This window comes from Pengzhenrongella frigida, from assembly GCF_004168625.1.
GTDB classification, from domain to species: Bacteria; Actinomycetota; Actinomycetes; order Actinomycetales; family Cellulomonadaceae; genus Pengzhenrongella; species Pengzhenrongella frigida.
Window position 1 is genome coordinate 23,615 of the sequence record NZ_SDWW01000025.1, and the last position, 23,754, is coordinate 47,368.

General features: G+C 72.7%; 23 protein-coding genes and 1 tRNA gene. 9 read left to right on the top strand and 15 right to left on the bottom strand.

Going from position 1 to position 23,754, the window contains the following annotated elements; genetic code table 11:
• Positions 1-177 precede the first annotated feature (177 nt).
• The 3 genes from EUA98_RS11350 (at position 178) to EUA98_RS11360 (ending at position 2,189) form a co-directional block, all read left to right on the top strand.
• Positions 178-480 (top strand): helix-turn-helix domain-containing protein, encoded by a 303-nt coding sequence (locus tag EUA98_RS11350; RefSeq protein ID WP_130102799.1) that lies wholly within the window; start codon positions 178-180, stop codon positions 478-480.
• A complete protein-coding gene (locus tag EUA98_RS11355; RefSeq protein WP_130102800.1) occupies positions 477-1,703 on the top strand; it encodes a type II toxin-antitoxin system HipA family toxin in 1,227 nt (408 codons plus the stop codon). Before EUA98_RS11350 ends, EUA98_RS11355 begins: the two co-directional genes overlap by 4 nt.
• A gap of 249 nt (positions 1,704-1,952) precedes the next feature.
• Positions 1,953-2,189 carry a hypothetical protein gene (locus EUA98_RS11360; protein ID WP_207219062.1) on the top strand — a complete coding sequence of 79 codons (237 nt, stop codon included), beginning with the start codon at positions 1,953-1,955 and terminating at the stop codon, positions 2,187-2,189.
• Positions 2,190-2,433: 244 nt separating this feature from the next.
• On the opposite strand, the gene EUA98_RS11365 is transcribed toward EUA98_RS11360, so the two are convergent.
• From EUA98_RS11365 to EUA98_RS11420, 12 genes are all read right to left on the bottom strand, one after another.
• A tRNA-Pro gene (locus EUA98_RS11365) sits at positions 2,434-2,507 on the bottom strand.
• A gap of 26 nt (positions 2,508-2,533) precedes the next feature.
• The gene (locus tag EUA98_RS11370; RefSeq protein WP_130102801.1) at positions 2,534-3,589 is read right to left on the bottom strand and encodes a hypothetical protein; all 1,056 of its coding nucleotides are present in this window, start codon (positions 3,587-3,589) and stop codon (positions 2,534-2,536) included.
• 32 nt (positions 3,590-3,621) lie between these two features.
• Positions 3,622-5,160 carry a ribosome biogenesis GTPase Der gene (gene der, locus EUA98_RS11375; protein ID WP_130102802.1) on the bottom strand — a complete coding sequence of 513 codons (1,539 nt, stop codon included), beginning with the start codon at positions 5,158-5,160 and terminating at the stop codon, positions 3,622-3,624.
• Positions 5,161-5,186: 26 nt separating this feature from the next.
• Positions 5,187-5,945: a lysophospholipid acyltransferase family protein gene (locus EUA98_RS11380; protein ID WP_130102803.1), complete on the bottom strand. Its 759-nt coding sequence runs from the start codon at positions 5,943-5,945 to the stop codon at positions 5,187-5,189.
• Positions 5,942-6,667, bottom strand: a complete 726-nt coding sequence (cmk, locus tag EUA98_RS11385) for a (d)CMP kinase (RefSeq protein ID WP_130102804.1) — start codon at positions 6,665-6,667, stop codon at positions 5,942-5,944. The genes EUA98_RS11380 and cmk overlap by 4 nt, the downstream gene beginning before the upstream one ends.
• A gap of 14 nt (positions 6,668-6,681) precedes the next feature.
• Entirely contained in the window at positions 6,682-7,809 is a 1,128-nt protein-coding gene (locus EUA98_RS11390) for a prephenate dehydrogenase (RefSeq protein WP_130102805.1), read from the bottom strand.
• 7 nt (positions 7,810-7,816) lie between these two features.
• Positions 7,817-8,692 carry a pseudouridine synthase gene (locus EUA98_RS11395; RefSeq protein WP_434063492.1) on the bottom strand — a complete coding sequence of 292 codons (876 nt, stop codon included), beginning with the start codon at positions 8,690-8,692 and terminating at the stop codon, positions 7,817-7,819.
• Positions 8,689-9,363: an SMC-Scp complex subunit ScpB gene (gene scpB / locus EUA98_RS11400; RefSeq protein WP_130102806.1), complete on the bottom strand. Its 675-nt coding sequence runs from the start codon at positions 9,361-9,363 to the stop codon at positions 8,689-8,691. Before scpB ends, EUA98_RS11395 begins: the two co-directional genes overlap by 4 nt.
• Positions 9,360-10,235 carry a segregation and condensation protein A gene (locus EUA98_RS11405; RefSeq protein WP_130102807.1) on the bottom strand — a complete coding sequence of 292 codons (876 nt, stop codon included), beginning with the start codon at positions 10,233-10,235 and terminating at the stop codon, positions 9,360-9,362. The genes scpB and EUA98_RS11405 overlap by 4 nt, the downstream gene beginning before the upstream one ends.
• A complete protein-coding gene (locus tag EUA98_RS11410; RefSeq protein WP_130102808.1) occupies positions 10,219-11,106 on the bottom strand; it encodes a ParA family protein in 888 nt (295 codons plus the stop codon). The genes EUA98_RS11405 and EUA98_RS11410 overlap by 17 nt, the downstream gene beginning before the upstream one ends.
• 83 nt (positions 11,107-11,189) lie before the next feature.
• Positions 11,190-12,149 (bottom strand): site-specific tyrosine recombinase XerD, encoded by a 960-nt coding sequence (locus EUA98_RS11415; RefSeq protein WP_242511407.1) that lies wholly within the window; start codon positions 12,147-12,149, stop codon positions 11,190-11,192.
• Positions 12,150-12,179: 30 nt separating this feature from the next.
• A complete protein-coding gene (locus tag EUA98_RS11420) occupies positions 12,180-13,070 on the bottom strand; it encodes a heme o synthase (protein WP_242511409.1) in 891 nt (296 codons plus the stop codon).
• Between the two features lie 387 nt (positions 13,071-13,457).
• Here EUA98_RS11420 and tkt point away from each other — a divergent pair, with 387 nt between their 5' ends.
• The 6 genes from tkt to pgl all read left to right on the top strand — a co-directional run bounded on the left by tkt (position 13,458) and on the right by pgl (position 22,078).
• Positions 13,458-15,617 carry a transketolase gene (gene tkt, locus EUA98_RS11425; protein WP_130102811.1) on the top strand — a complete coding sequence of 720 codons (2,160 nt, stop codon included), beginning with the start codon at positions 13,458-13,460 and terminating at the stop codon, positions 15,615-15,617.
• A 121-nt stretch (positions 15,618-15,738) separates the two neighbouring features.
• Positions 15,739-16,899 carry a transaldolase gene (tal, locus tag EUA98_RS11430; RefSeq protein ID WP_130102812.1) on the top strand — a complete coding sequence of 387 codons (1,161 nt, stop codon included), beginning with the start codon at positions 15,739-15,741 and terminating at the stop codon, positions 16,897-16,899.
• Positions 16,896-18,779 (top strand): phosphoglucose isomerase-related protein, encoded by a 1,884-nt coding sequence (locus EUA98_RS11435; protein WP_434063493.1) that lies wholly within the window; start codon positions 16,896-16,898, stop codon positions 18,777-18,779. Before tal ends, EUA98_RS11435 begins: the two co-directional genes overlap by 4 nt.
• Positions 18,776-20,329: a glucose-6-phosphate dehydrogenase gene (gene zwf, locus EUA98_RS11440; RefSeq protein ID WP_130102813.1), complete on the top strand. Its 1,554-nt coding sequence runs from the start codon at positions 18,776-18,778 to the stop codon at positions 20,327-20,329. Before EUA98_RS11435 ends, zwf begins: the two co-directional genes overlap by 4 nt.
• A 70-nt stretch (positions 20,330-20,399) precedes the next feature.
• Positions 20,400-21,311 carry a glucose-6-phosphate dehydrogenase assembly protein OpcA gene (opcA, locus tag EUA98_RS11445; RefSeq protein WP_130102814.1) on the top strand — a complete coding sequence of 304 codons (912 nt, stop codon included), beginning with the start codon at positions 20,400-20,402 and terminating at the stop codon, positions 21,309-21,311.
• On the top strand, positions 21,311-22,078 hold the full coding sequence (pgl, locus tag EUA98_RS11450) for a 6-phosphogluconolactonase (protein ID WP_130102815.1): 768 nt from the start codon (positions 21,311-21,313) through the stop codon (positions 22,076-22,078). Before opcA ends, pgl begins: the two co-directional genes overlap by 1 nt.
• An 80-nt stretch (positions 22,079-22,158) precedes the next feature.
• Here pgl and EUA98_RS11455 read toward each other — a convergent pair whose 3' ends face one another.
• The 3 genes from EUA98_RS11455 to tpiA form a co-directional block, all read right to left on the bottom strand.
• The gene (locus EUA98_RS11455; RefSeq protein ID WP_130102816.1) at positions 22,159-22,509 is read right to left on the bottom strand and encodes an RNA polymerase-binding protein RbpA; all 351 of its coding nucleotides are present in this window, start codon (positions 22,507-22,509) and stop codon (positions 22,159-22,161) included.
• A 46-nt stretch (positions 22,510-22,555) separates the two neighbouring features.
• Positions 22,556-22,801, bottom strand: coding sequence for a preprotein translocase subunit SecG (secG, locus tag EUA98_RS11460; RefSeq protein ID WP_130102817.1), 246 nt, complete (start codon positions 22,799-22,801; stop codon positions 22,556-22,558).
• Between the two features lie 136 nt (positions 22,802-22,937).
• Positions 22,938-23,735 (bottom strand): triose-phosphate isomerase, encoded by a 798-nt coding sequence (gene tpiA, locus EUA98_RS11465; protein WP_130102818.1) that lies wholly within the window; start codon positions 23,733-23,735, stop codon positions 22,938-22,940.
• Positions 23,736-23,754 lie beyond the last annotated feature (19 nt).

Below are 23,754 nucleotides of genomic sequence, written 5' to 3' on the forward strand. Positions count from 1 at the left end.
GGTGACCGCCGATCTGCCCGCGTCGGTGTCCTTCGCGCGGGGAGTTCTCGACCTCGGCGAATGGCCAAGTCACGACGGCGCCGCGGGATATCCCGTACGGGGTACGGCTACTATGGTAGACACAGCGCTCATTAAAGCTGACAGTGGTTGATTTACGTACCGTAAAAAGGACTCGAGATGGCCACAAGGCCGCTGCCGGTGAAGGTCAGTCACGCCGCGACCACCCTGGGCGAACAAGTGTCGACCTGGCGCAAGCTTCAGGGACTGACCGCTGAGCAACTCGCCCAGCGCGCAGGCATCACCCGGGGCACGCTGAGCCGGCTCGAGCACGGCGATCCCGGCGTCGGGCTGGGTGTGTTTCTCTCGGTCGCCCAGGCGCTGGGGCAGATGGAAGGCGTCGTCAAGGCACTAGACCCGTACGAGACCGACCTGGGCCGCGCCCGCGCGGACTGGAACCTCCCGCGCCGGGTGCGTCCATGACGGGGGCCGACGCGACCCAGGTCTCGGTCGCGCTGCGCATCGGCGAGCAGGACGTGCACGCCGGAACCGCCTTCATCCAAGAGCGTCGGGGTGCGCTCTCCACGACCTTCACCTACACCCCGGCGTTCCAGTCCGACACCCGCGGGTTCTCGATCAGCCCCGACCTGCCACTGACCGCAGGCCGACACCACCTCACGGGCCTGCCCGGAGTTTTCGCCGACAGCGCCCCCGACCGGTGGGGCCACAATCTGATCGCCAAACGGGTCCGCGGCGAGGCCCGCCACGACGGCCGACCGGTCCCCACCGTCCTGGAGGTCGACAACCTCCTGGGGGTCAGCGACCTGACCCGCCAGGGAGCGCTGCGGTTCCGCCTCGACGACGGGCCGTTCCTGGCCGCAGATTCGCACGTGCCCACCCTGATCGAGCTACCCAAGCTGCTGCGAGCCGCGGACGCGATCTCCACCGGCAACGAGGGCGACACCCTGGCCGCGGTCAAGGTGCTCCTGGACGCGGGGACCGGCTCGCTCGGCGGGGCCCGACCCAAAGCCTCCGTGCGAGACGGGGAGCGACTGCTGATCGCCAAGTTCCCCCACCCCGGCGACCAGTGGGACGTCATGGCGTGGGAGAAGACCGTTCTGGACCTCGCCGAACGCGTAGGGATCGCCGTGCCCCGCAGGCGCCTGGTCAGCATCGACGGACGACACGCGCTGCTGCTCGACAGATTCGACCGGATAGGTGCGCAGCGGGTGCACTACCTCAGCGCGATGTCCCTGGTCGGCGGCCACGACGGGACCACGTACGACTACCTCGAGGTCGCCGAAGCGCTCGCCAGGCACGGCGCCACCGTCGCTGCCGACCTCGCTCAGCTGTGGCTGCGCATCGCGTTCTTCCTCGCGGTGAACAACACCGACGACCACCTGCGCAACCACGGGTTCCTGCGCGCACGGGCCGGGTGGTCACTGGCACCCGCCTTCGACGTCAACCCCAACCCGGACCCGCGGGCCCAGCCCGTGACCTCCATCGGGTTCGCGTCCGGCTCACGCGCCGTGCGCCGGCAGGCGCTGCTGGCCTGCGCCGGCGACTTCGGCCTCAGCCCCCAGGTCGCGAAAGAGAAGCTCGCGACCGTGACAGCGAGCGTGAACAACTGGCGTCAGGTCGCGGCAAGCAACGACATCCAAGCGGGCGAGCAAGACCTGTTCACCGACTGCTTTCAAGCCGAATGAAGGCACCGCCACGGGCGGCCGGCGAACGGAGGTAACCCCGAGCATCTCAGCGGTCAGCCGCACGTTGGCCGCGCCCGATGCCGAGCCCCGCGCGAGAACCGGCCTTCGCCCCGGCGGCCGGGAGTTCTGACAGGATCGGGCGATAACCAGCACAGGGCTCTCTCGCGGGCGGCCGGACGAGTTGCGGGAGGGGTACGCAATGGCCGAGGTTGGCGCGATCCTCGAGCCCGCGTTAACGAGGCTTGGCTCGTGACCACGAACAACTTGGCCAACGCTGTCCTTCCGCTGGTTCGCACCCGCGCCGACCTGCACCGCTGGGGCGCCGCGAACGAGCACGACCGTCAGATGCACGAGGCCGTCGACATCCTGCAAGCTGCCATCCCGTCCACAGATCCGTCCGAGGCCCATGCCGTGACCCACAAGGCGCTTGCTTCCGCGATCACGGTCATCGCCCGGGCCGACGACTCCAGCAGATCGACTGCATGACAAGGGGTAGCTCCACACTCGAGAATACAAGAATTTCACCCAGAAATCGACCGCCTCAATGTGTCACAACGGCAAAATCACGATTCGACGGCGCGAATTCTGCTCACTTTTTCGGGGTTACCGAAACAATGTCACCGAACCGTCAATCTATCGACGATCACTGCGTAGGCACCCCAGAGTGCCTATGCACAGGTCGGAGCCGATCCGCTGATGCGACCCGGCCCTCTGACCTGCTGTTATACCGTCGGGCTGACAGGATTTGAACCTGCGACCCCCTGACCCCCAGTCAGGTGCGCTACCAAGCTGCGCTACAGCCCGCCGGCCCCGGAGGGCCAGCGGAAACACTACCTCACCGGGGCCCCGGTTCCAGACCCTCGCCCGGCGGCCCGCATCACGTTCAGCTCCGCCCCCACCACCCCGAGCACCGCGAGGTCCACGACAACCCCCGCCATCGCCGCCCACTGGTCGAGCCGGAACACCGCGACCTGCGTCACCAGCAGCGAGACCAGCACCGCCCGCCGGAACCACACGTACCCCACCAGCCGGTCCCCGCGCACCCGTGCAGCCCCGATCATCACGAACAAGACTGACACTCCCCCGCTGACCACCAGCGCGCCCACGACCCAACCAGGCACCGCACTCCCGCCGACCCACACAACCAGCCCGCGCCCGACGGTCGCCACCCCGGCCAGCGAGAGCACCCCCACCGCAACCCACGGCGCCCACCGCGCCCGCACCACGAGCCTCGTCGCCCGCACCACCCACGACGCCACCGCCCCGATCGGATCGGGCAGTTCGTCGGCGTCGGACTCGACCACGTCCAGCAGCGCCCGCACCTCCCCCGCCCCGGCCACGGGCCCAGCCGAGGAGACCAGGTCGCGCGCGCGACGTCGGGCACGCGTGCTGAAGCCGCCCGCAACCCCCGCCACAGCCAGGTCCACGGCCCCAGCAAGCGCCTCGGAGGCGTGCGGCGGTCGACGCCCCTGCACACCCTCGGAGACGAGCAGCAGAGCGACCACCACGAGGTAGATCAGCGACGCCGTCGGCTCGTAGAAGTAGTCGTTGTCCGACGTGACGAACTTGCCGATCTCGTCGATGAACAGCCCGAACCCGACCCCGCCCACGAGTGCCCCGACCGGCCGCACCACGGGCCCCGCGAACGACAGCAGCAGCACGAACGCGAGCGCCATCAGCAGCCCGCCCCACAGCACGTGCGCCACGTGCAGCCCGCCGCCCCCGAGCTGCGGGTACCCCAGCGCAGCCAGCGACAAACGAACCAGCAGCACCGTGACAACAGCAGAGACGAAGAACCCCGCCACGTGCCGCCCGCCGGCCTCGTCCCGCGGCAGCCCCCAGCGCAGCAGCAGGCCCCGGCGCCGAACCCCGTCGGGTCCGGCCACCGGGGCCGCGTCGCTAGCTGAAGAGGACGAGCTCAACGCCGGCGCTTCTCCCGCACCCGCACCGAGATCGAGATCGGCGTGCCCTCGAACCCGAAGGTCTCGCGCAGCATCCGCTCGATGTACCGCCGGTACCCCGCCTCGAGGAACCCGGTGGTGAACAGCACGAACCGCGGCGGGCAGGTGGCCGCCTGGGTCGCGAACAGGATCCGCGGCTGCTTGCCACCGCGCAGCGGGTGCGGGTGCGAGGCCACGAGCTCGCCGAGGAACGCGTTGAGCTTCCCGGTCGAGATCCGGGTCTCCCACGATGCGAGCGCGCGCTCCAGCGCCGGAACCATCCGGTCGGTGTGCCAGCCGGTCTTCGCGGAGAAGTTGATCCGCGGGGCCCACTGCACCTGCACGAGGTCCTGGTCGATCTCACGCTCGAGGAACGAGCGACGGTCCTCGTCCATCAGGTCCCACTTGTTGTACGCGATCACCAGCGCGCGCCCGGCCTCGACGACCTGGGAGATCACGCGGGTGTCCTGCTCGGTCATCTTGACCGAGGCGTCCACCAGCACGACGGCGACCTCCGCCTTCTCGATCGCGGCCTGCGTGCGCAGCGAGGCGTAGAAGTCGGCGCCCGAGGTCTGGTGCACGCGGCGGCGGATGCCGGCGGTGTCGACGAACCACCACGGCTTGCCCTTGAGCATGACGAGCTCGTCGACCGGGTCGCGGGTGGTGCCGGCGACGTCGTCGACCACGACGCGCTGCGAGCCGAGCACCTTGTTCAGCAGCGAGGACTTGCCGACGTTCGGCCGGCCGACGAGGGCCACCCGGCGCGGGCCGCCCACGGGGATCGCGGCGCCGTGCGCGGAGATGGTCGGCAGCGCCTTCATGGCGGCGTCGAGCAGGTCGCCCGTGCCGCGCCCGTGCAGGGCGGAGACGGGGTGCGGCTCGCCGAGCCCGAGGCTCCACAGGTCGGTGGCGTCGGACTCGGTGCGCGGGCCGTCGACCTTGTTGGCGCACAGCACGACCGGCTTGCCGGCCTTGCGCAGCAGCTTCACGACGCGCTCGTCGGTCGCCGTCGGGCCCACCTGGGCGTCGACGACGAACAGCACGGCGTCGGCCAGCGAGATCGCGATCTCGGCCTGCTCGGCCACGCGCGCGGCGATGCCCTTGGCGTCGACCTCCCAGCCACCGGTGTCGATGACGGTGAAGTGCCGGCCCGCCCACTCGGCGCGGTAGTTCACCCGGTCGCGGGTGACGCCGGGCTTGTCCTCGACGACGGCCTCGCGGCGGCCGAGGATGCGGTTCACCAGCGTCGACTTGCCCACGTTGGGGCGGCCGACGACGGCGAGCACGGGCAGCGGCGCGGATCCGGGCTCGCCGGCCTCGTCGGCGAACTCGCCGTTGAGGAGCTCCTCGTCGTCGTCCTCGAGCTCGTAGTCGGCCATCCCGGCGCGCAGCGCGCGCTCACGGGCAGCATCGAGTTCAGTTTCGTCCGCGGCCTCGGCAGCGGTTTTCTCGGCCACGACGGGTGCCGTCACGTCCGGCACTAGCTCGTCGGGCAGGGTCTGGTCGGTTCCACTCATACCCCTATCCTCCCAGCCCGCGGGCCTTACTTCGAACCGCGCCCCGATCGCAGCGGGTCATCGGTCGGCAGAGGGAGCCGGGTGCGCGCCGCCGCGGACGTCACCAGGTCCGCCAGCGCGACCCGGATCGCCTCGTTCGCGCGCTCGAGCGCGACCCGCCCGGACGTGCCGGGCGTGCGCTCCAGCTCCAGCGGCCGGCCGAACTCGACGGCCAGGCACCGGCCCAGCCCGGGCACCCGCGCGACGCCGTCGCCGGTGCGCCGGATCCCGAGCATCGCGACCGGGACGACGACGGCCGGCGCGTTCAGCGCGAGCCACGCGACCCCGGCCTGCGCGCTGGTCGCGTCGCCGCGGCCGCGGGTGCCCTCGGGGAACACCCCGACCACTCCCCCGCGCCGCAGCACCGCGAGGGCGCTGACCAGCGCACCGCGGCCGCCGTCCTTCTCGACCGGGATCGACCCGGAGGCGCGCAGCAGCACGCCGCTGGGGCCGGTGAAGCTCTCGGCCTTGACGAGCAGGTGGACCGGGCGCGGGGTGACGCCGACGATCACAGGACCGTCCATCGCGCTGGTGTGGTTGGCGGCGAACAGCACCGGGCCGCTCGTCGGCACGTTGCCGATCCCGGTCACCCGGGTGTCCCACACCCCGTACGCGAGGAAGTGACCGACCCAGTGCGACCAGCGCGGCCCCCACACCGACGGGCCCACCCGCCCACCGGTCGCCTGCCCGACGGCGGCCTGCTCGCGTCCGGCATCGGCGCGGCCGAACCCGCGGGGTCGGGTCATGCAGCGCGCCCGGTGACCGTGGCGACCACGTCGAGCACCGCCTGGACGGTCTGCTCGAGATCGAGGTCGGAGGAGTCGACGGTGACGACGCCGTCGGCCGCGACGTGGAACTGCACCACGGTGGAGTCGTCGGCGTCGCGGCGCAGCACCTGGTCGCGGGTGGCGAGCATCGCGGCCGCGTCGGCGGTGCCGTGCACGTCCAGGGCGCGCCGGGCGAGCCGGGCGTCCTCGCTCGCGGTGAGCAGGATGCGCGCGTCGGCGTCGGGCGCCACGACGGTGGTGATGTCGCGGCCCTCGGCGAGCACGCCGCGCCCGCCCGAGAACGAGTCGGGGAGCCCCTGGGCGGCGATGGCCGCGCGCTGCAGCCGGACCAGCTCGGCCCGCACGGCGAGGTTGGTGGCGACCGCGCTGACGGCCGTCGAGATGCGGGTGTCCCGGATTGCCTCGGCGACGTCCACGCCGCCCACGTGCACGGTCGGGGCCTGCGGGTCCACGCCCATCACCAGCGGGAGCGCGGCCACCTCGGCGGCGACCGCGTCGGCGTCGTCCAACGGCACGCCGCGCTCGAGGCACCACCAGGTCGCCGCGCGGTACATCGCGCCGGTGTCGAGGTAGGCGAGCCCGAGCCGGGTCGCGACCCGTTTGGACACCGACGACTTGCCGGACCCGGACGGTCCGTCGATCGCGATCACCAGCGGAGTGGAGGGGGTCGTGCCGGGCATGTGTGCGGTTCCCATCAGCTTGCGAGCCGCCAGCCGCGCGCGGTCAGTTCGGTCTGGAGGTGCTCGGCCCGGCCGGGCAGCACCGAGATGGCCGCCATGCCCACGGGTCGGCCCGAGGAGTGCTCGAGCTGCAGGTCCTCGAGGTTGACGCCGGCCGCGCCGACGTCGGTGAGCAGGCGGGCGAGCTCGCCGGGCGCGTCGGGCACGAGGACGGTGACCACGGCGTAGACGCTGGGCGTCCCACCGTGCTTGCCGGGGATCCGGGCGACCCCCGCGTTGCCGCCCGCGAGGGTGCGCGCGAGCACGCCGAGCGCGCCGGGGACGGTCTCCGGCCCGGCGCCGGGCTGGGCCGCCTGGTCGAGCGCATCGATGAGCAGGTCCAGGTCCGCGCGCATCGCGACCAGCACGGCAGCGACGGCCTCGGCGTTCGCGGCCAGGATCGACGTCCACAGCGTGGGGTCGCTCGCAGCGACCCGCGTGACGTCGCGCAGGCCCTGACCGGACAGGTCGAGGGCCGCGTGGGGTGCGTCGCGCAGGCGCATCGCCACCAGGCTCGCGGCGACCTGCGGCACGTGCGAGACGACCGCGACGGCGTCGTCGTGCGCGCGCGGGTCCATCGAGCGGGGCACCGCGCCGAGGTCGGCGGCCAGGTCGCGCACGGCGAGCAGCGCGTCCCGGGACGACTCGCCCGAGTCGGTGATCACCCAGGGGCGACCGACGAACAGGTCGGGCAGGGCCGCGGCCGGGCCGGTCTTCTCCCGGCCGGCCATCGGGTGCGAACCGACGTACCGGGTCAGGTCCGCCCCCGCGGCGCGCAGCGAGTCCAGCACGTGCCCCTTGATGCTGGCGAGGTCCGTGACGACGGCGGTCGGGTGCGCGGCCAGCTCGGCCAGCACGACGTCGGCGGTCACGTCAGGCGGCGCGGCCACGACCACGAGGGTCACCGGGGCGTCGTCGGGCGCGGGCAGGCGACCGGCCCCGACGTCGCGCGCCAGGGCGAGCGCGGTGCGCGAGGGATCCCACAGCACGACGTCGACCCCGCGGGTGGACAGGCCGAGGCCGACGCTCGCGCCGAGCAGGCCCGTGCCGACGACCCGGACCGGGCCACGCGTGGCGACCGGAGCCGAGTCGTCCAGGCTCACGCCGCGGTCACATCCCGACCGTGGTCATCAGCGAGCCGACCTCGGGCTGGCTGAGCACCCGAGTCGTGCCCGAGCGCAGGTCGCCGAGCCGGATCGGGCCGATCTGGGTGCGCACGAGGCGGTTGACCGGGTGGCCGACCTCCTCGAACAGGCGGCGCACGATGCGGTTGCGGCCCTCGTGCAGCACGATCTCGACCAGCGCGGCCTGCGGCGTGGAGTCGACGATGTGGTACCGGTCGACCTTGGCGATGCCGTCCTCGAGCATGATGCCGTGCAGCATCTTGTTGGCGACGTTCGAGGCCACGCGGCCCTCGACGTACGCGAGGTAGGTCTTGGGCACCACGTGCGACGGGTGCGCGAGGCGGTTGGCCAGCTCGCCGTCGTTCGTGAGCAGCAGCAGCCCCTCGGTCTCGGCGTCGAGCCGGCCGATGTGGAACAGGCGCTCGTCGCGGTCCGCGACGAACCGGGCGAGCGACGGGCGCCCCTCCGGGTCGTGCATCGTGGACACGACGCCGAGCGGCTTGTTCAGCGCGATCGTCACCAGCGAGGTGTCGAGCTGGACGCGCATCCCGTCGAGGTGGATGATCGCCGTCGTCGGGTCGACCCGCACGCCGAGCTCACGCATCTGGACGCCGTCGACCGTGACCCGGCCGGAGGCGATGAGGTCCTCGCACGCGCGCCGCGAGCCGAGGCCCGCCGTGGCCAGGACCTTCTGCAGCCGGATGCCGTCGGCGACGTGCACGTCGCGCTCGGGCTCGGGCGGGGTCACGGGCCGGGCGGGCCGGCCCAGCGTCGGGCGCTGACGCGCGGGCGCTCCGCCGGAGCTGCGACCGGCTCCCCGCTGTCCGCGTTCCGGGCGGTTGCCACCAGTGCTCGTGCTCACGTGTCATCTCCTGCTACATCGTCTACGCCCTCGAAGGCGTCGAAATCTGGAAGGTACGGTGCCAGGGGCGGCATCTCATCGAGCGAACCGAGCCCCATCCGCTCCAAGAAGTATCCCGTAGTCCCGTACAGGACCGCGCCGCTCGACGGATCGGTGCCGATCTCCGCGACCAGGCCGCGGGAGGTGAGGGTGCGCACGACGCCGTCGACGTTGACCCCGCGTACCGCCGAGACCTGCCCGCGGGTGGCCGGCTGGCGGTACGCGATCACCGCGAGGGTCTCGAGCGCGGCCTGGGTCAGGCGCGCGGTCTGGCCCTCCAGGACGAAGCGGCCGACGACGTCCGCGTACGCCGGCGCCGAGTAGATCCGCCACCCGTTGCCGGCCCGGCGCAGGTCGAACCCGCGGGGTCGCGCGCCGGTGGGCCGGCCGTCGACGAGGCCGCGGTACTCGGCCGCGAGCTCGGCGCACAGCTCCTCGACGACGGCCGTCGGCAGCGCGAGCACGCTCGCCAGCTGCACGGCGGGGATCGGCTCGTCGGCGACCATGAGCACGGCCTCGAGCGCGGCGAGCGCGCCGCCGGGCAGGTCGGCGACGTCGAACGCCAGCTCGTCGGCCGCGACGTCGGGCGTGCTGGCCACGCCGTTCACCGGGCCTGCGTCGGACTCGGTCATGTGGTCTCCCCCACGTCGTCGTAGTCGTCGACGACCTCGATCTCGCCGTCGTCGGTCCCGGTCCACCGCACGGTCAGCTCCCCGAGCGGGGTCACCTGCTCGAACCCGACCGCGCCCTCGCGGAACAGCTCGAGCAGCGCGAGGAAGCGGACCACCACGACGAGCGGGGTGTCGGCGTCGGCCACGAGGGTCCGGAACGACGAGGCCCCGCCCCGGCGCAGCCGCTCGACCAGGATGGCGGCCTGCTCGCGCACGCTGACGACCGGCGCGTAGACATGGCTGAGGTCGACCCCGGGCGGGGCGGGACGCGGGGCGATCGCCCGGGCGGCGAGGGCCGCGAGCTGTTCCGGGCCGACCTGCCAGACGAGCTCGGGCAGCAGCGCCGCGAGCTGCGGCTCGAGCGAGACGGTCCGCGGGTAGCGCCGGCCCTCCGCCGCGAGCCGGACCGCGATCGCCGCGGCCACCTCCTTGTAGGCGCGGTACTGCAGCAGCCGGGCGAACAGCAGGTCGCGCGCCTCGAGCAGCTCGAGGTCCTCGGCGTCCTCGACGGCGCCCGCGGGCAGCAGCCGGGCGGCCTTGAGGTCGAGCAGGGTCGCGGCGATCACGAGGAACTCGCTCGCGGTGCCCAGGTCCCACTTCGGCCCGCCGGCGGCGTCGGAGGCGCGCAGGTACCCGATGAACTCGTCGGTCACCTCGGCCAGCGCCACCTCGGTGATGTCGAGCTTGTGCTTGGAGATCAGCCCGAGGAGCAGGTCGAACGGGCCGGAGAAGTTCTCGAGGTGGACCTCGAACGCCGAGGTGCCGACCGGGCCGGTCGCGGGTGGAGCCGTCGGCGCTGCGCTCCCGAGCGGGGCCTCAGGCCGCGTCGCCACGGGCGACGAGCTCTCGAGCCAGCTGGCGGTAGGCGATGGCGCCCGAGTGGGTCGGCGCGTAGGTCGTGATCGGCTCGGCCGCGATGGAGGAGTCGGGGAACTTCACCGTACGTCCGACGACCGTGTGCAGGAGGGTGTCGCCGAACGCCTCCTTCACCCGGTTGATGACCTCGCGCGAGTGCAGCGTGCGCGGGTCGTACATGGTGGCGAGGATGCCGTCGACCTCGAGGCGCGGGTTGAGCCGGTCGCGCACCTTCTCGATGGTCTCGACGAGCAGGGCGACCCCGCGCAGCGCGAAGAACTCGCACTCGAGCGGGATGAGCACGCCGTGCGCCGCCGTCAGGGCGTTGACGGTGAGCAGCCCGAGCGACGGCTGGCAGTCGACCAGGATGACGTCGTAGTCGTCGAGCACCGGTCGCAGCACGCGGCTGAGCGCGGACTCCCGGGCCACCTCCCCCACGAGCTGCACCTCCGCCGCGGACAGGTCGATGTTCGCCGGCAGCAGGTCGAGGTTCTCGATCCCGGTGCTGCACACGACGTCGGTGATGGACGCGGAGCGCTCCATCAGCAGGTTGTAGATGGTCAGGTCCAGCTCGTGCGGGCTGACTCCCAGGCCGACCGACGCCGCACCCTGCGGGTCGAGGTCGACCACGAGCACCCGCCGGCCGTACTCGGCCAGGGCCGCGGCGAGGTTGATCGTGGTGGTCGTCTTGCCGACGCCACCCTTCTGGTTGCACAGGGCGATGATGCGCGCCGGACCGTGCGACGACAGCAGGGCGGGGATCGGGAAGTGCGGCAGGAGCCGGCCAACCGGGTCGAGAAGAGCAGCTTCCGCTACGGCGGACGTTCCGGAACTGGGCTGGCTGCTCACGGACTCAAGTTACCCCAGCACCTCGGCGGGTCGACGCACAACGCGCCGCGCGCGCCGGGCCGCCGTGGGCGAGGGCTCGGAACTCAGCCCAGGGCCCGCGGGTGGGACGCCGCGTACACCTCGCGCAGGGTGTCCGGCGTGACCAACGTGTAGATCTGGGTCGTGGTCACCGACGCGTGCCCGAGCAGCTCCTGCACCACCCGCACGTCCGCGCCGCCGGCCAGCAGGTGCGTCGCGAACGAGTGCCGCAGGGTGTGCGGGGAGATGTGGTCGGCGCCGGGGAGTTGCGCGCGGTTCGCGGCGGCCCGCAGCACGGCCCACGCGCTCTGCCGGCTCAGGCGGGCGCCGCGGGTGTTGAGGAACATCGCCGGCGTGCCGATACCGCCGGACGCGAGCACCGGCCGAGCCCGCACGAGGTAGGCCTCGGCCGCCTGCACCGCATAGGAGCCGACCGGGACCACCCGCTCCTTGCGCCCCTTGCCGAACAGCCGGACCGAGGCGCGGCCGGGGGTCAGGTCGAGGTCGTCGACGTCGAGCCCGATCGCCTCGGAGATCCGGGCCCCGGTGGAGTAGAGCAGCTCGAGCAGCGCGCGGTCGCGGAGCGGACCGGGGCCGTCGCCCACGCTCGCCGCCTCGAGCAGGCGTTCGACGTCGGACGTCGAGATCGCCTTGGGCAGCCGCTTGGGCCGTGCGGGCGGGTGCACCGCACTGGCGGGGTCGACGGCGACCAGGCCCTCGAGCGCGCAGAACTTGTGCCACCCGCGCACGGCCACCACGGTGCGCGCGGTGGACGACGCCGAGAGGACCGCGCCGCCGTCGGACCCGGTGCGCAGCGCGGTGACGAACTCCTCGACGTCGGCCGCGGTGATCTCGGCCGGCGTCGTGCGCCCGCGGGCCACGAGGTGCGCCACGTACCGGTCGAGGTCGCGGCGGTAGGCCGCCAGGGTGTTCGCGGACAGGCCGCGCTCGACGGTGAGGTGCGCGAGGTACTCCTGCACGACGCCGACCACCGCGGGAGCGGTCGCCGTCGGGCGCGATGGCACCCCGAGGACCACGGTCGGATCAGGCACGGGTCAGATCGGCAGGAACGGGTCGACGGCCACTGCGAGGAACAGCAGCGTCAGGTAGGTGATCGACAGGTGGAACAGCCGCATCTCGCCGAGCTTGACGACTCCCGGCTGCCGGGCGCGCCGGTACAGCCCGATGCACGCCGCGAGGAACCACAGGCCCAGGGCCGCCGCCACGACGGCGTAGACCCAGGTCATCGAGGCCAGCGGGACGAGCGCGAGGGAGCTGGCGATCATCGCGACCGCGTAGGCCATCACCTCGGCCGCGACCCGCCGGTCCCCCGCGACGACCGGCAGCATCGGCACGCCGGCTGCGGCGTACTCCTTCTTGAACTTCATCGACAGCGGCCAGTAGTGCGGCGGGGTCCAGAAGAAGATCACCCCGAACAGCGCGACCGGCGCCCAGCTGAGCGAACCGGTGACGGCCGACCAGCCGATCAGCACCGGCATGCACCCGGCGATCCCGCCCCAGACGATGTTCTGCGGCGTGCGGCGCTTGAGGATCATCGTGTAGCCGACGATGTAGATCGCGAGCGCACCCGCGGTCAGCGCGGCCGACACGAGGTTGACCAGCAGCGCGAACCACAGCAGCGAGGCCGCCCCGAGCACGAACCCGAAGATCAGCGCGTTGCGCGGCGAGATCTCGCCCGTCACCAGCGGGCGCCGCTTGGTGCGGTTCATCAGCTGGTCGATGTCGCGGTCGAGGTAGCAGTTCAGGACGCCGGCCGACCCGGCCGCGGCGGCGCCGCCGACCAGGGTCGCGAGCACCAGGGCGATCGACGGGAAGCCCTGCTCGGCGAGGATCATCGTCGGCACGGTGGTCACGAGCAGCAACTCGATGATGCGCGGCTTGGTCAGCGCGATGTAGGCCCCGACGCGCTCGCGCGCCCGGGCCAGCCCGACGGCCCCCGTCCCGGCTCGCGCAGTCCGGTTCGCGGGCGTGCGCCCATCCACCGCCCCGGGCTCGCCGGAGGTGCTGTCGATCGGGATCGGGCTCGAGAGTCGCACGCGCGTGGATTCTTCCGTTCATCGGCCGGTGGAGGTGACGGGGGCGGACGGAGGCAATGCTACGGCTCAACGCGCGCTCGCGAACCCCTCCGTGACGCACAATCGTGTGACTTTGGTCCCGGATCGCCTCGCGGTGTCCAACCGACGGGCCCAGCACCCCCGCGACGCCCAGGTCGGTAGGCTCATTGCGGATCACCCCGGCCCTGGGGCGCTCCGAGTACCGATTGCGTTTCGTGACGTCCCGGGTCGTGCAGACCTGGACAGGGAAGAGGTTCGGTGAACGTGTTCGCCCCGGCCAGCCAGGTCAAATGGTCCGATCTCGATCGAAAGGCCGTGGACACCGTTCGCGTCCTGGCGGCCGACGCCGTCGAGAAGGTCGGCAACGGCCATCCCGGTACCGCGATCAGTCTGGCCCCGGTCGCCTATCTGCTGTACCAGAACCGCATGCGGCTGGACCCGTCGGACCCGACCTGGCTCGGGCGCGACCGCTTCGTGCTGTCGGCCGGGCACTCGTCCCTGACGCAGTACATCCAGCTGTTCCTCGCCGGCTACGGCCTCGAGCTCGAGGACCTGGAGGCGCTGCGCACCTGGGGCTCGAAGACCCCCGGCCACCCGGAGTTCCGGCACACCGCCGGCGTCGAGATCACCACCGGTCCGCTCGGGCAGGGCATCGCGTCCGCCGTCGGCATGGCCATGGCGTCCCGCCGCGAGCGCGGGCTGCTCGACCCCGCGGCGGCGCCGGGCACGAGCCCGTTCGACCACTCGATCTTCGTCATCGCCTCCGACGGTGACCTGCAGGAAGGCGTCTCCGCGGAGGCGTCCTCGATCGCGGGCACGCAGGAGCTCGGCAACCTGACCGTCATCTGGGACGACAACCACATCTCGATCGAGGGCGACACCGACATCGCCTTCACCGAGGACGTCCTGGCGCGGTACGCCGCCTACGGCTGGCACGTGCAGCGAGTGGACTGGACCAACGGCGGGACGCAGTACGCCGAGGACATCGACGCGCTCAACGCCGCCCTCGACGCCGCCGCGGCCGACCCGCGGCCCTCGATCGTCGGGCTGCGCACGATCATCGCCTGGCCCGCGCCGACCAAGCAGAACACCCACGGCTCGCACGGCTCGAAGCTGGGCACGGCCGAGGTGCGGGGCCTGAAGGAGGCCGTCGGCTTCAACCCCGACACCGCGTTCGACGTCGACCCGGCCGTCCTGGCGCACACCCGCGCCGTCGGCGAGCGGGGTGCGGCTGCCCGCGCCGAGTGGACCCTCGGCTACGAGGCCTGGCGCACGGCCAACCCGGACCGCGCCGCGCTGCTCGACCGGCTCCGGGCCGGCGAGCTGCCCGCCGACTGGGACGCGGCCCTGCCGGTGTTCGCGCCGGGCAAGGCCATCGCCACCCGCGCGGCCTCGGGCGAGATCCTCTCGGCCCTGGCCGACGTGCTGCCCGAGCTGTGGGGCGGCTCGGCCGACCTCGCCGGCTCGAACAACACGACCATGAAGGGCGAGCCGTCCTTCATCCCGGCGCGCCGCTCCACGTCGGAGTTCGCGGGCGACGAGTACGGCCGCACGCTGCACTTCGGCATCCGCGAGCACGCCATGGGCGCGATCCTGTCCGGCATCTCGCTGCACGGCCTGACCCGCCCGTACGGCGGCACGTTCTTCACGTTCAGCGACTACATGCGCGGCGCGGTGCGCCTGGCGTCCCTGATGGGGATCCCGGTCACCTACGTGTGGACGCACGACTCGATCGGCCTCGGCGAGGACGGCCCCACCCACCAGCCGGTCGAGCACCTGACCGCGCTGCGCGCCATCCCGGGCCTCGCGATCGTGCGGCCGGCGGACGCCAACGAGACCGCCCAGGCCTGGAAGGCGCTCCTCGAGCGCAACTCCGGCCCGGTCGGCCTGATCCTCACCCGCCAGAACGTGCCCACGTTCCCGCGCGGCACCGAGGGCTTCGCGTCCGCGGTCGGCGTCGACAAGGGCGCGTACGTGCTCCTCGAGGCGTCCGGCGGCATCCCGGCCGTCATCCTCATCGGTACCGGTTCCGAGGTCCAGCTCGCCGTCGAGGCGCGCACGCTCCTCGAGGCCGAGGGCATCGCCACCCGCGTGGTGTCCATGCCGAGCCAGGAGTGGTTCGCCGAGCAGCCCGACTCCTACCGCGAGTTCGTGCTCCCGTCCACCGTGAAGGCCCGCGTCTCGGTCGAGGCCGGCATCGCGATGTCGTGGCACAAGCTGGTCGGCGACGCCGGCCGGTCGGTGTCCCTCGAGCACTACGGGGCGTCGGCTGCCGCCGAGACCCTCTTCGAGGAGTTCGGCATCACCACCGCCGCGGTCGTGTCCGCCGCCAAGGAGTCGATCGCCGCCAGCAGCGATGCTGCGGCGTCGAGCACCCCGGCGGCCCCGACCCAGGCCAAGGCCGGCGACCAGCTCTGACGACGGGCGCCGCGCAGCACTGAGTTCCCGGGCGCCCACCCGCACGACAAGGGGGACGTCCCCGCGGTCCATCGCCGCGGGGACGTCCGTTCCGGAAGGCACTACGAGAAGGAGGACGGTCATGACCGAGAACCCATCCGCTCCGACGCTGGACGCCCTGGCCCACGCGGGGGTCGCCATCTGGCTCGACGACCTGTCCCGGGACCGCTTGCGGACCGGAAACCTCGAGAACCTGATCACCTCGCGCCGGGTCGTGGGGGTGACCACCAACCCGACGATCTTCGCGGGGGCGCTCGCCGGCGGCGACGCGTACGACGCCCAGCTCGCCGAGCTCGCCGCGGCCGGGATGCCCGCCGAGCGCGCCGTCTGGGCGATCACGACCGACGACGTCCGGGCCGCGGCCGACGTGCTGGCCCCCCAGTACGCCGCCTCCGACGGCATCGACGGACGGGTGTCGATCGAGGTCGACCCCCGCCTGGCCCGCGACACCGCCGCCACCATCGACCAGGCCCGCGAGCTGTGGGCGCGGGTGGACCGGCCGAACGTGTTCATCAAGATCCCGGCCACCGCCGAGGGCCTGCCGGCCATCTCGCAGGCGCTCGCCGACGGGATCAGCGTCAACGTGACGCTGATCTTCTCGCTCGACCGCTACCGCCAGGTGCTGGATGCGTTCCAGTCCGGGCTCGAGCGCGCCCACGCTTCCGGGCGCGACCTGGTCCCGATCGGGTCGGTCGCCTCGTTCTTCGTCTCCCGCGTCGACTCCGCGGTCGACGCCCGGCTCGACGCTCTCGGCACCCCGGCGGCCACGGCCCTGCGTGGTCGGGCCGCGATCGCCAACGCGCGGCTCGCCTTCGAGGTGTACCAGCGCGCGCTGGCCGGCGAGCGCTGGCAGCGTCTCGCGGTGGTCGGGGCCCGACCGCAGCGCCCGCTGTGGGCGTCGACCGGGGTCAAGGACCCGAGCTTCTCGGACACCCGGTACGTCGACGAGCTCGTCACCGCCGGGGTCGTGAACACCATGCCCGAGGCCACGCTCGCGGCCGTGGCCGACCATGGGAACCTGCACGGCGACACCATCGCCGGCACCTACGACGAGGCCCGCGGCGTGCTCGCCGGACTTGCCGAGCTCGGGATCGCGATCGACGACGTCACCACGGCGCTCGAGGACGAGGGCGTGCTCAAGTTCGAGAAGAGCTGGGACGACCTGCTCGCGACGATCGCCGCCGGGCTCGCGCGCGCCGCCGGCGCACGGCGCCCCGTGCACACGGGAGAAGCCGGCCGGTGAGCACGGACGAGGGGCGTCTCAAGGCCCCCGCACCCCAGTCCCCCACCCCGCCCTCCCCCGATCCCCGGCACCCCGACCGCAGGGCGAGCGACCGTCGCTCGACCGAGCGCCGGACCGCCGGTCGGCGGGTCTCCGACACCACGGCCGCCGACAGCGCACCCGCCGACCACACCGACGGCGACAGCGGCTGGGTGATGTCCTGGGTCGGCGACGGCGACGACCCCCTGCTCGAGGTCACCGCCGGGGGTGCCGCCGCGGCCGCCGTCGGGCAGCACGCGGACCGCCTCGCCACCGACAAGATCGCCTCCCGGATCGCCGCGGGCGACGCCGGCCTGTGGGGTCCGGCCGCCGAGGCCGACTCGGCGATCCGGCTGGGTTGGACCGGCCTGCACGCGACCACCCGTGCGATCCTGCCCGCGCTCGCCGAGCTGCGGACCGCCCTGGCCGCCGACGGCATCGACCGCGTCGTGCTGGCCGGGATGGGCGGCTCGTCCCTCGCCCCCGAGGTCATCACCCAGACGGCCGGCGTCCCGCTCGTGGTGCTCGACTCGACCGACCCCGAGCAGGTCCGGGCCGCGCTCGCCGGCGACCTCGCCCGGACGGTGCTCGTCGTGGCGAGCAAGTCCGGCGACACCGTCGAGACGGATGCGCAGCGGCGGGTCTTCGAGGCCGCCTTCGCGGTCGCGGGCCTGGACGCCGGGCGGCACCTCGTGGCCGTGACCGACGCGGGTTCGCCGCTCGAGGCCACGGCCCGCGCCGCCGGCTACCGGGCCGTCTTCCTCGCCGACCCGACCGTGGGGGGCCGGTTCTCGGCCCTCTCGGCGTTCGGCGTCGTGCCGTCCGCCCTCGCCGGCGTCGACGTCGTGCGGCTGCTCGACCAGGCGGCCGCGGTCGCGGACATCCTCACCGAGGATGCCGACTCGAACCCCGCGCTCGTGCTCGCCGCGGCGATCGCCGGCACGTCCCCGCTGCGCGACAAGCTCATGCTCGTCGACGAGGGCTCCGGCCTGATCGGCCTCGCCGACTGGGTCGAGCAGCTCGTCGCGGAGTCCACCGGCAAGGCCGGGCGCGGTCTGCTCCCGGTCGCCACGAACAGCCCCGCAGGTGAGCCGCCCGAGCTCTCCTCGCCCGCCACCGATGTGCTCGCGGTGCGCTTCGTCGCACTCGTCGACGACGTGGACGACCCGGCCGCCGAGGTCTCGATCCCGGGGGACGAGGTCACCGTGGCCGGTGAGCTCGGGGCGCAGTTCCTCCTCTGGGAGTACGCGACGGTGGTGGCCGCGCACCTGCTCGGGGTCAACCCGTTCGACCAGCCCGAGGTCGAGACCGCCAAGGATGCGGCGCGCCACCTGGGCGCGGCGCCCCCGGACCGGGAGCCGGCCGCGTTCGTCGACGGAGGGATCGAGGTCCGCGCCACCCCCGACCTGCTGCTCGACCCGGACGGCGTCCGGATCGAGGACGCCGCGGGGGTCATCGACGCGCTGCTCCTGAGCGTGCCCGACGACGGCTACCTCGCCGTCACGGCGTTCCTCGACCGCGCGGAGAACGTCGACCTCGCCCAGGTGCGGGACGCGCTGGCGATCCGGACCGGGCGTCCGGTCACGTTCGGGTGGGGCCCGCGCTTCCTGCACTCGACCGGCCAGCTGCACAAGGGCGGGCCCCCGGTGGGGGTCTTCCTGCAGCTCACCGGCGCTCCGGCGGTGGACTTCCCCGTCCCCGGCCGGCCCTTCACCTTCGGTCAGCTGATCGCGGCCCAGGCCGCGGACGACGCCGCAGCCCTGGCTGCGCACGGCCGACCGATCCTGCGCCTGCACCTCACCGACCGGGCCGCGCTCGCGCACGTGACCCATCTGCTCCGCTCGAGAAGAGTCCCCGCATGAGCCCTCGCACGAACCCTCACAAGGTCACCGCCGACGACAACCCGCTGCGTGATCCACGGGACCGCCGCCTGCCCCGGATCGCCGGCCCGTCCGGGCTGGTCATCTTCGGCGTCACCGGCGACCTCGCCCGCAAGAAGCTCCTGCCCGCGGTGTACGACCTGACCAACCGCGGCCTGCTCCCGCCCGGTTTCGGGCTGACCGGGTTCGCACGGCGGGACTGGGAGACGCAGGACTTCGCCCAGATCGTGCACGACTCCGTGAAGAAGTACGCCCGGACGCCGTTCCGGGAGGCGACCTGGCGCCAGCTCGCCGAGGGGATCCGCTTCGTGCAGGGCGAGTTCGACGACCCGGAGGCGTTCGAGCGGCTGGCCACGACCGTGCACGACCTCGACGTCGAACGCGGCACCGGCGGCAACCACGCGTTCTACCTCTCGGTCCCCCCGAGCGCGTTCCCGATCGTGTGCCGCCAGCTCGCGAAGTCCGGGCTGTCGAAGTCGCGCGAGGGCTCGTGGCGCCGGGTGGTCATCGAGAAGCCGTTCGGGCACGACCTGGAGAGCGCCCGGGCGCTCAACGACGTGGTCTCGGAGGTCTTCGAGCCGGACGACGTGTTCCGCATCGACCACTACCTCGGCAAGGAGACGGTCCAGAACCTGCTGGTGCTGCGGTTCGCGAACCAGATGTTCGAACCGATCTGGAACGCGCACTACGTCGACCACGTGCAGATCACCATGGCCGAGGACATCGGCATCGGTGGCCGCGCCGGGTACTACGACGGCATCGGTGCGGCCCGGGACGTGATCCAGAACCACCTCATCCAGCTGCTCGCCCTGACGGCGATGGAGGAGCCGGTCTCGTTCTCGCCCGAGGACCTGCGGGCCGAGAAGATCAAGGTCCTGTCCGCGGTGCGCGTGCCGCGCGACCTGGCCAAGCACACCGCGCGCGGGCAGTACTCCGCCGGCTGGCAGGGCGGTGAGGAGGTCGTCGGGTACCTCGAGGAGCAGGGGATCCCCGCGGAGTCGACCACCGAGACGTTCGCCGCCATCCGGGTCGACATCGACACCCGGCGCTGGGCCGGGGTGCCGTTCTACCTGCGCACCGGCAAGCGGCTGGGGCACCGCGTGACCGAGATCGCGGTCGTGTTCAAGCGCGCACCCCACCTTCCGTTCGAGTCCACGGCCACCCAGGAGCTCGGCAACAACGCCCTGGTCATCCGGGTGCAGCCCGACGAGGGCGTGACCCTGCGGTTCGGCGCCAAGGTCCCGGGCACGGCCATGGAGGTGCGCGACGTCACCATGGACTTCGGCTACGGGCATGCGTTCACCGAGTCCTCCCCGGAGGCGTACGAGCGGCTCATCCTCGACGTGCTGCTGGGCGACCCGCCGCTGTTCCCGCGGCACGAGGAGGTCGAGCTCTCCTGGAAGATCCTCGACCCGATCACCAAGAGCTGGGCCGCCAAGGGCAAGCCCGAGCCGTACCGCTCGGGCACCTGGGGACCCGCGTCCGCCGAGGCCATGATGGCCCGCGACGGCCGGACCTGGCGCGCCCCGTGACCCCCACCCGCACCGTCCCACCCACCCGCTCCTGTACCTGTACCCGCATCCGGACGAGGAGGCCCTCCCTGTGATCATCGAGATGCCGAGCACCACCACGAACGACGTGAACAAGCGCCTCGTCAAGCTCCGCGACGAGGGCGGAGCGGTGGCCCTGGGCCGCGTGCTCACGCTCGTGATCGACGTCGGCGACCACGGGGTCGAGGCGGCCATCGAGGCCGCCAACTTCGCCAGTCGCGAGCACCCGTGCCGCGTCATCGTCATCGCGCCGAACAACGACCGCGAGAGCAACGAGCTCGACGCCCAGATCCGCATCGGCGGCGACGCCGGCGCGAGCGAGGTCATCGTGCTGCACCCCTCCGGCGAGCTGCGCGGGCACGGCGACACGCTCGTGATCCCGCTGCTGCTGCCGGACGCGCCGATCGTCGCCTGGTGGCCGTACGAGCCGCCGGCCAACCCGGCGGCCGACCCGATCGGCCGGATGGCGCAGCGGCGCATCACCGACTCGACCGAGTGCAGCCAGTCCCTGCAGACCCTGCAGCGGCTGAGCACCGTCTACAGCCCGGGCGACACCGACCTCGCCTGGACCCGGATCACCCTCTGGCGGGGGCTGCTGGCCGCCGCCCTGGACCAGCCGCCGTACGAGTCGGTGACCCGCGCGGTGGTGGCGGGCAACAGCACGCACCCGAGCGTCGACCTGATCGCGGCCTGGCTCGCGCAGGAGCTGCGCTGCCCCGTCGAGATCGAGCGCCAGCCCGACGCCCCGGCGATCACCCTGGTCAGCCTCGAGCGCAAGTCGGGCCCGATCGTGCTGGACCGCCCGGACGGCAAGACCGCCGCGCTGCGCCAGCCGGACCAGCCCGAGCACCGCATCGCGCTGCCCATCCGGCAGCTGTCGGAGTGCCTCGCCGAGGAGCTGCGGCGCCTCGACGCGGACGAGGTCTACGCGGACGTGCTGACCAAGGGGCTGGCGAGGCTCTGATGGGCCCGCGCGAGGTGATCGTGCACCCGGACGCGGTCGTGCTCGCGCAGGCCGTCGCTGCGCGGCTGCTGACCCGGCTGGTCGATGTGCAGTCGGTCCGGCGCCCCGCGCACGTCGGCGTCACCGGCGGCACGGTCGGGATCGAGATCCTCGCCGCGGTCGCCGCGAGCCCGCTCCGCGACGCCGTCGACTGGAGCGGCGTGCACCTCTGGTGGGGCGACGAGCGCTTCCTGCCCGACGGCGACCCCGAGCGCAACGAGACCCAGGCGCGCCGGGCGCTGCTGGACCCCCTCGCCGGGGCGCTGCCGGCCGGGAACGTCCACCCGATGCTCCCGTCCGACGCGCCGGGGATCGCCTCCCCCGAGGACTCCGCGGCGGCATATGCGCGCGAGCTCGCCGCCTTCACCGGAGGGCCCGACGACGGCTCCGGCGCCAGGGTGCCCGCGTTCGACGTCCTGATGTTCGGGATGGGCCCGGACGGCCACGTCGCGTCCCTGTTCCCCGGCCACCCGGCACTCGGTGCCGCGGGCACGTCGACGGTCGGGGTGCACGGCGCCCCCAAGCCGCCGCCGGAGCGCGTCTCGTTCACCTTCGAGGCGATCCGGGCCGCACGGGAGGTGTGGGTGGTCGCCGCAGGTGCTGCCAAGAGCGCAGCGATCGCAGCCGCGCTGGGCGGCGCGTCGGTCGAGCAGATGCCGGTGGTGGGCGCCGTCGGGCAGGAGCGCACGCTCTGGCTGCTCGACGCGGCCGCGACCCCGGCCGCCTGACCGGCGGTCCTGTCCGGACGAACGAGACCTGACGGCGCGTCAGGGTGGCCACGTTGCCACCCTGACGCGGGACTGCTGGGTCAGGCGCCGCCGCGACGCAGGCGAAGGGCGGCCAGCGCCTCGTCGAGGATCGCTTCGCCGTCCTCGTCCGTGCGACGTTCCTTCACGTAGGCGAGGTGCGTCTTGTACGGCTCGTTCTTGACCGGCGCCGGCGGGTTGGCCTGGTCCTGGCCGGCGGGGAAGCCGCACCGCGGGCAGTCCCAGGTCACCGGGGCCGCGAGGCCAGCCTCTTCGGCGAAGCTCGGCCGCGTCTCGTGGCCGTTCGCGCACCAGTAGGAGATCCAGACCCGCGGCGCGCTGTCGCCCCGCTCGGCCTCCCCCATCGGTCCCGCACCCACTCTGGAACCACGGATCGCACTACCACTCGCCACGATCGACCTCCGATGTCGTTGGGTGACTTCTCGCTGGTGAGGTGCGTCAGTTGGTGACGCGCTGGATGAGACCCAGCAGCACGATCACGATCGCCCAGGTGACGGCGATCATGATGGTGAGCCGGTTGAGGTTGCGCTCGGCCACGCCGGAGCTGCCGATGCTGCTCGAGACACCACCGCCGAACATGTCGGACAGGCCGCCACCCTTGCCCTTGTGGAGCAGCACGAGCGGGATGAGCAGTCCGCTGGTGATGACCAGCAGCAGCTGGAGAGAGATACGCAGGGCATCCACGGTGGCGGGTCGCTTCCTGAAGGTTCGGTGGGCGCCGCCGTCGGGCGCCGGGTCAAGGGTAGGCGACGAGCGCCCGTTACGGCGACGTCCCGCGCAGGCGGGACGTCGCCGTGTCGATCAGATCGAGCTCAGGGGACTACAGGCCCACCGAGTGCGACTGGTAGCGCACGATCTTGGCGAACTCCTCGGCGTCCAGGCTCGCGCCACCGATCAGCGCGCCGTCGACGTCGGGCTTGGCCATGATCGATGCCACGTTGCCGGACTTCACCGAACCGCCGTAGAGCACGCGCACGGCGGCCGCGACGGCGTCGGTGTAGAGCTCGGCGAGCTTGCCGCGAATGGCGCCGCAGACCTCCTGCGCGTCCTCCGGGGTGGCGACCTCGCCGGTGCCGATGGCCCAGACGGGCTCATAGGCGATGACGACCTGCGCGGCCTCTTCCTCGGTCAGGCCCGCGATCGAGCCCTCGAGCTGCGCGAGGGTGTACGCGACCTGGTCGCCGGCCTTGCGGACGTCGAGGCCCTCGCCGACGCAGACGATCGGCACGACGCCCTGGCTGAAGGCCGACTTGGCCTTGGCCGCGACGAGCGCGTCGTCCTCGTGGTGGTACTGGCGACGCTCGGAGTGGCCGACGGCGACATAGGTCGCGCCGAGCTTCGCGAGGAAGACCGGGGAGATCTCCCCGGTGTACGCGCCCGACAGGTGCGCCGAGACGTCCTGGGCGCCGTAGACGAGCTCGAGCTTGTCGGCGTCGACCAGCGTCTGCACGCTGCGCAGGTCCGTGAACGGCGGCAGCACGGCGACCTCGACGGCCGAGAAGTCGTGCTTGGCGTCCTTGAGCGTCCAGGCGAGCTTCTGCACGAAGTGCGTGGCTGCGTGGTGGTCGAGGTTCATCTTCCAGTTTCCCGCCATCAGCGGGGTGCGTGCGGTGGCCACGAGGGGCTCCTTCAGTTCG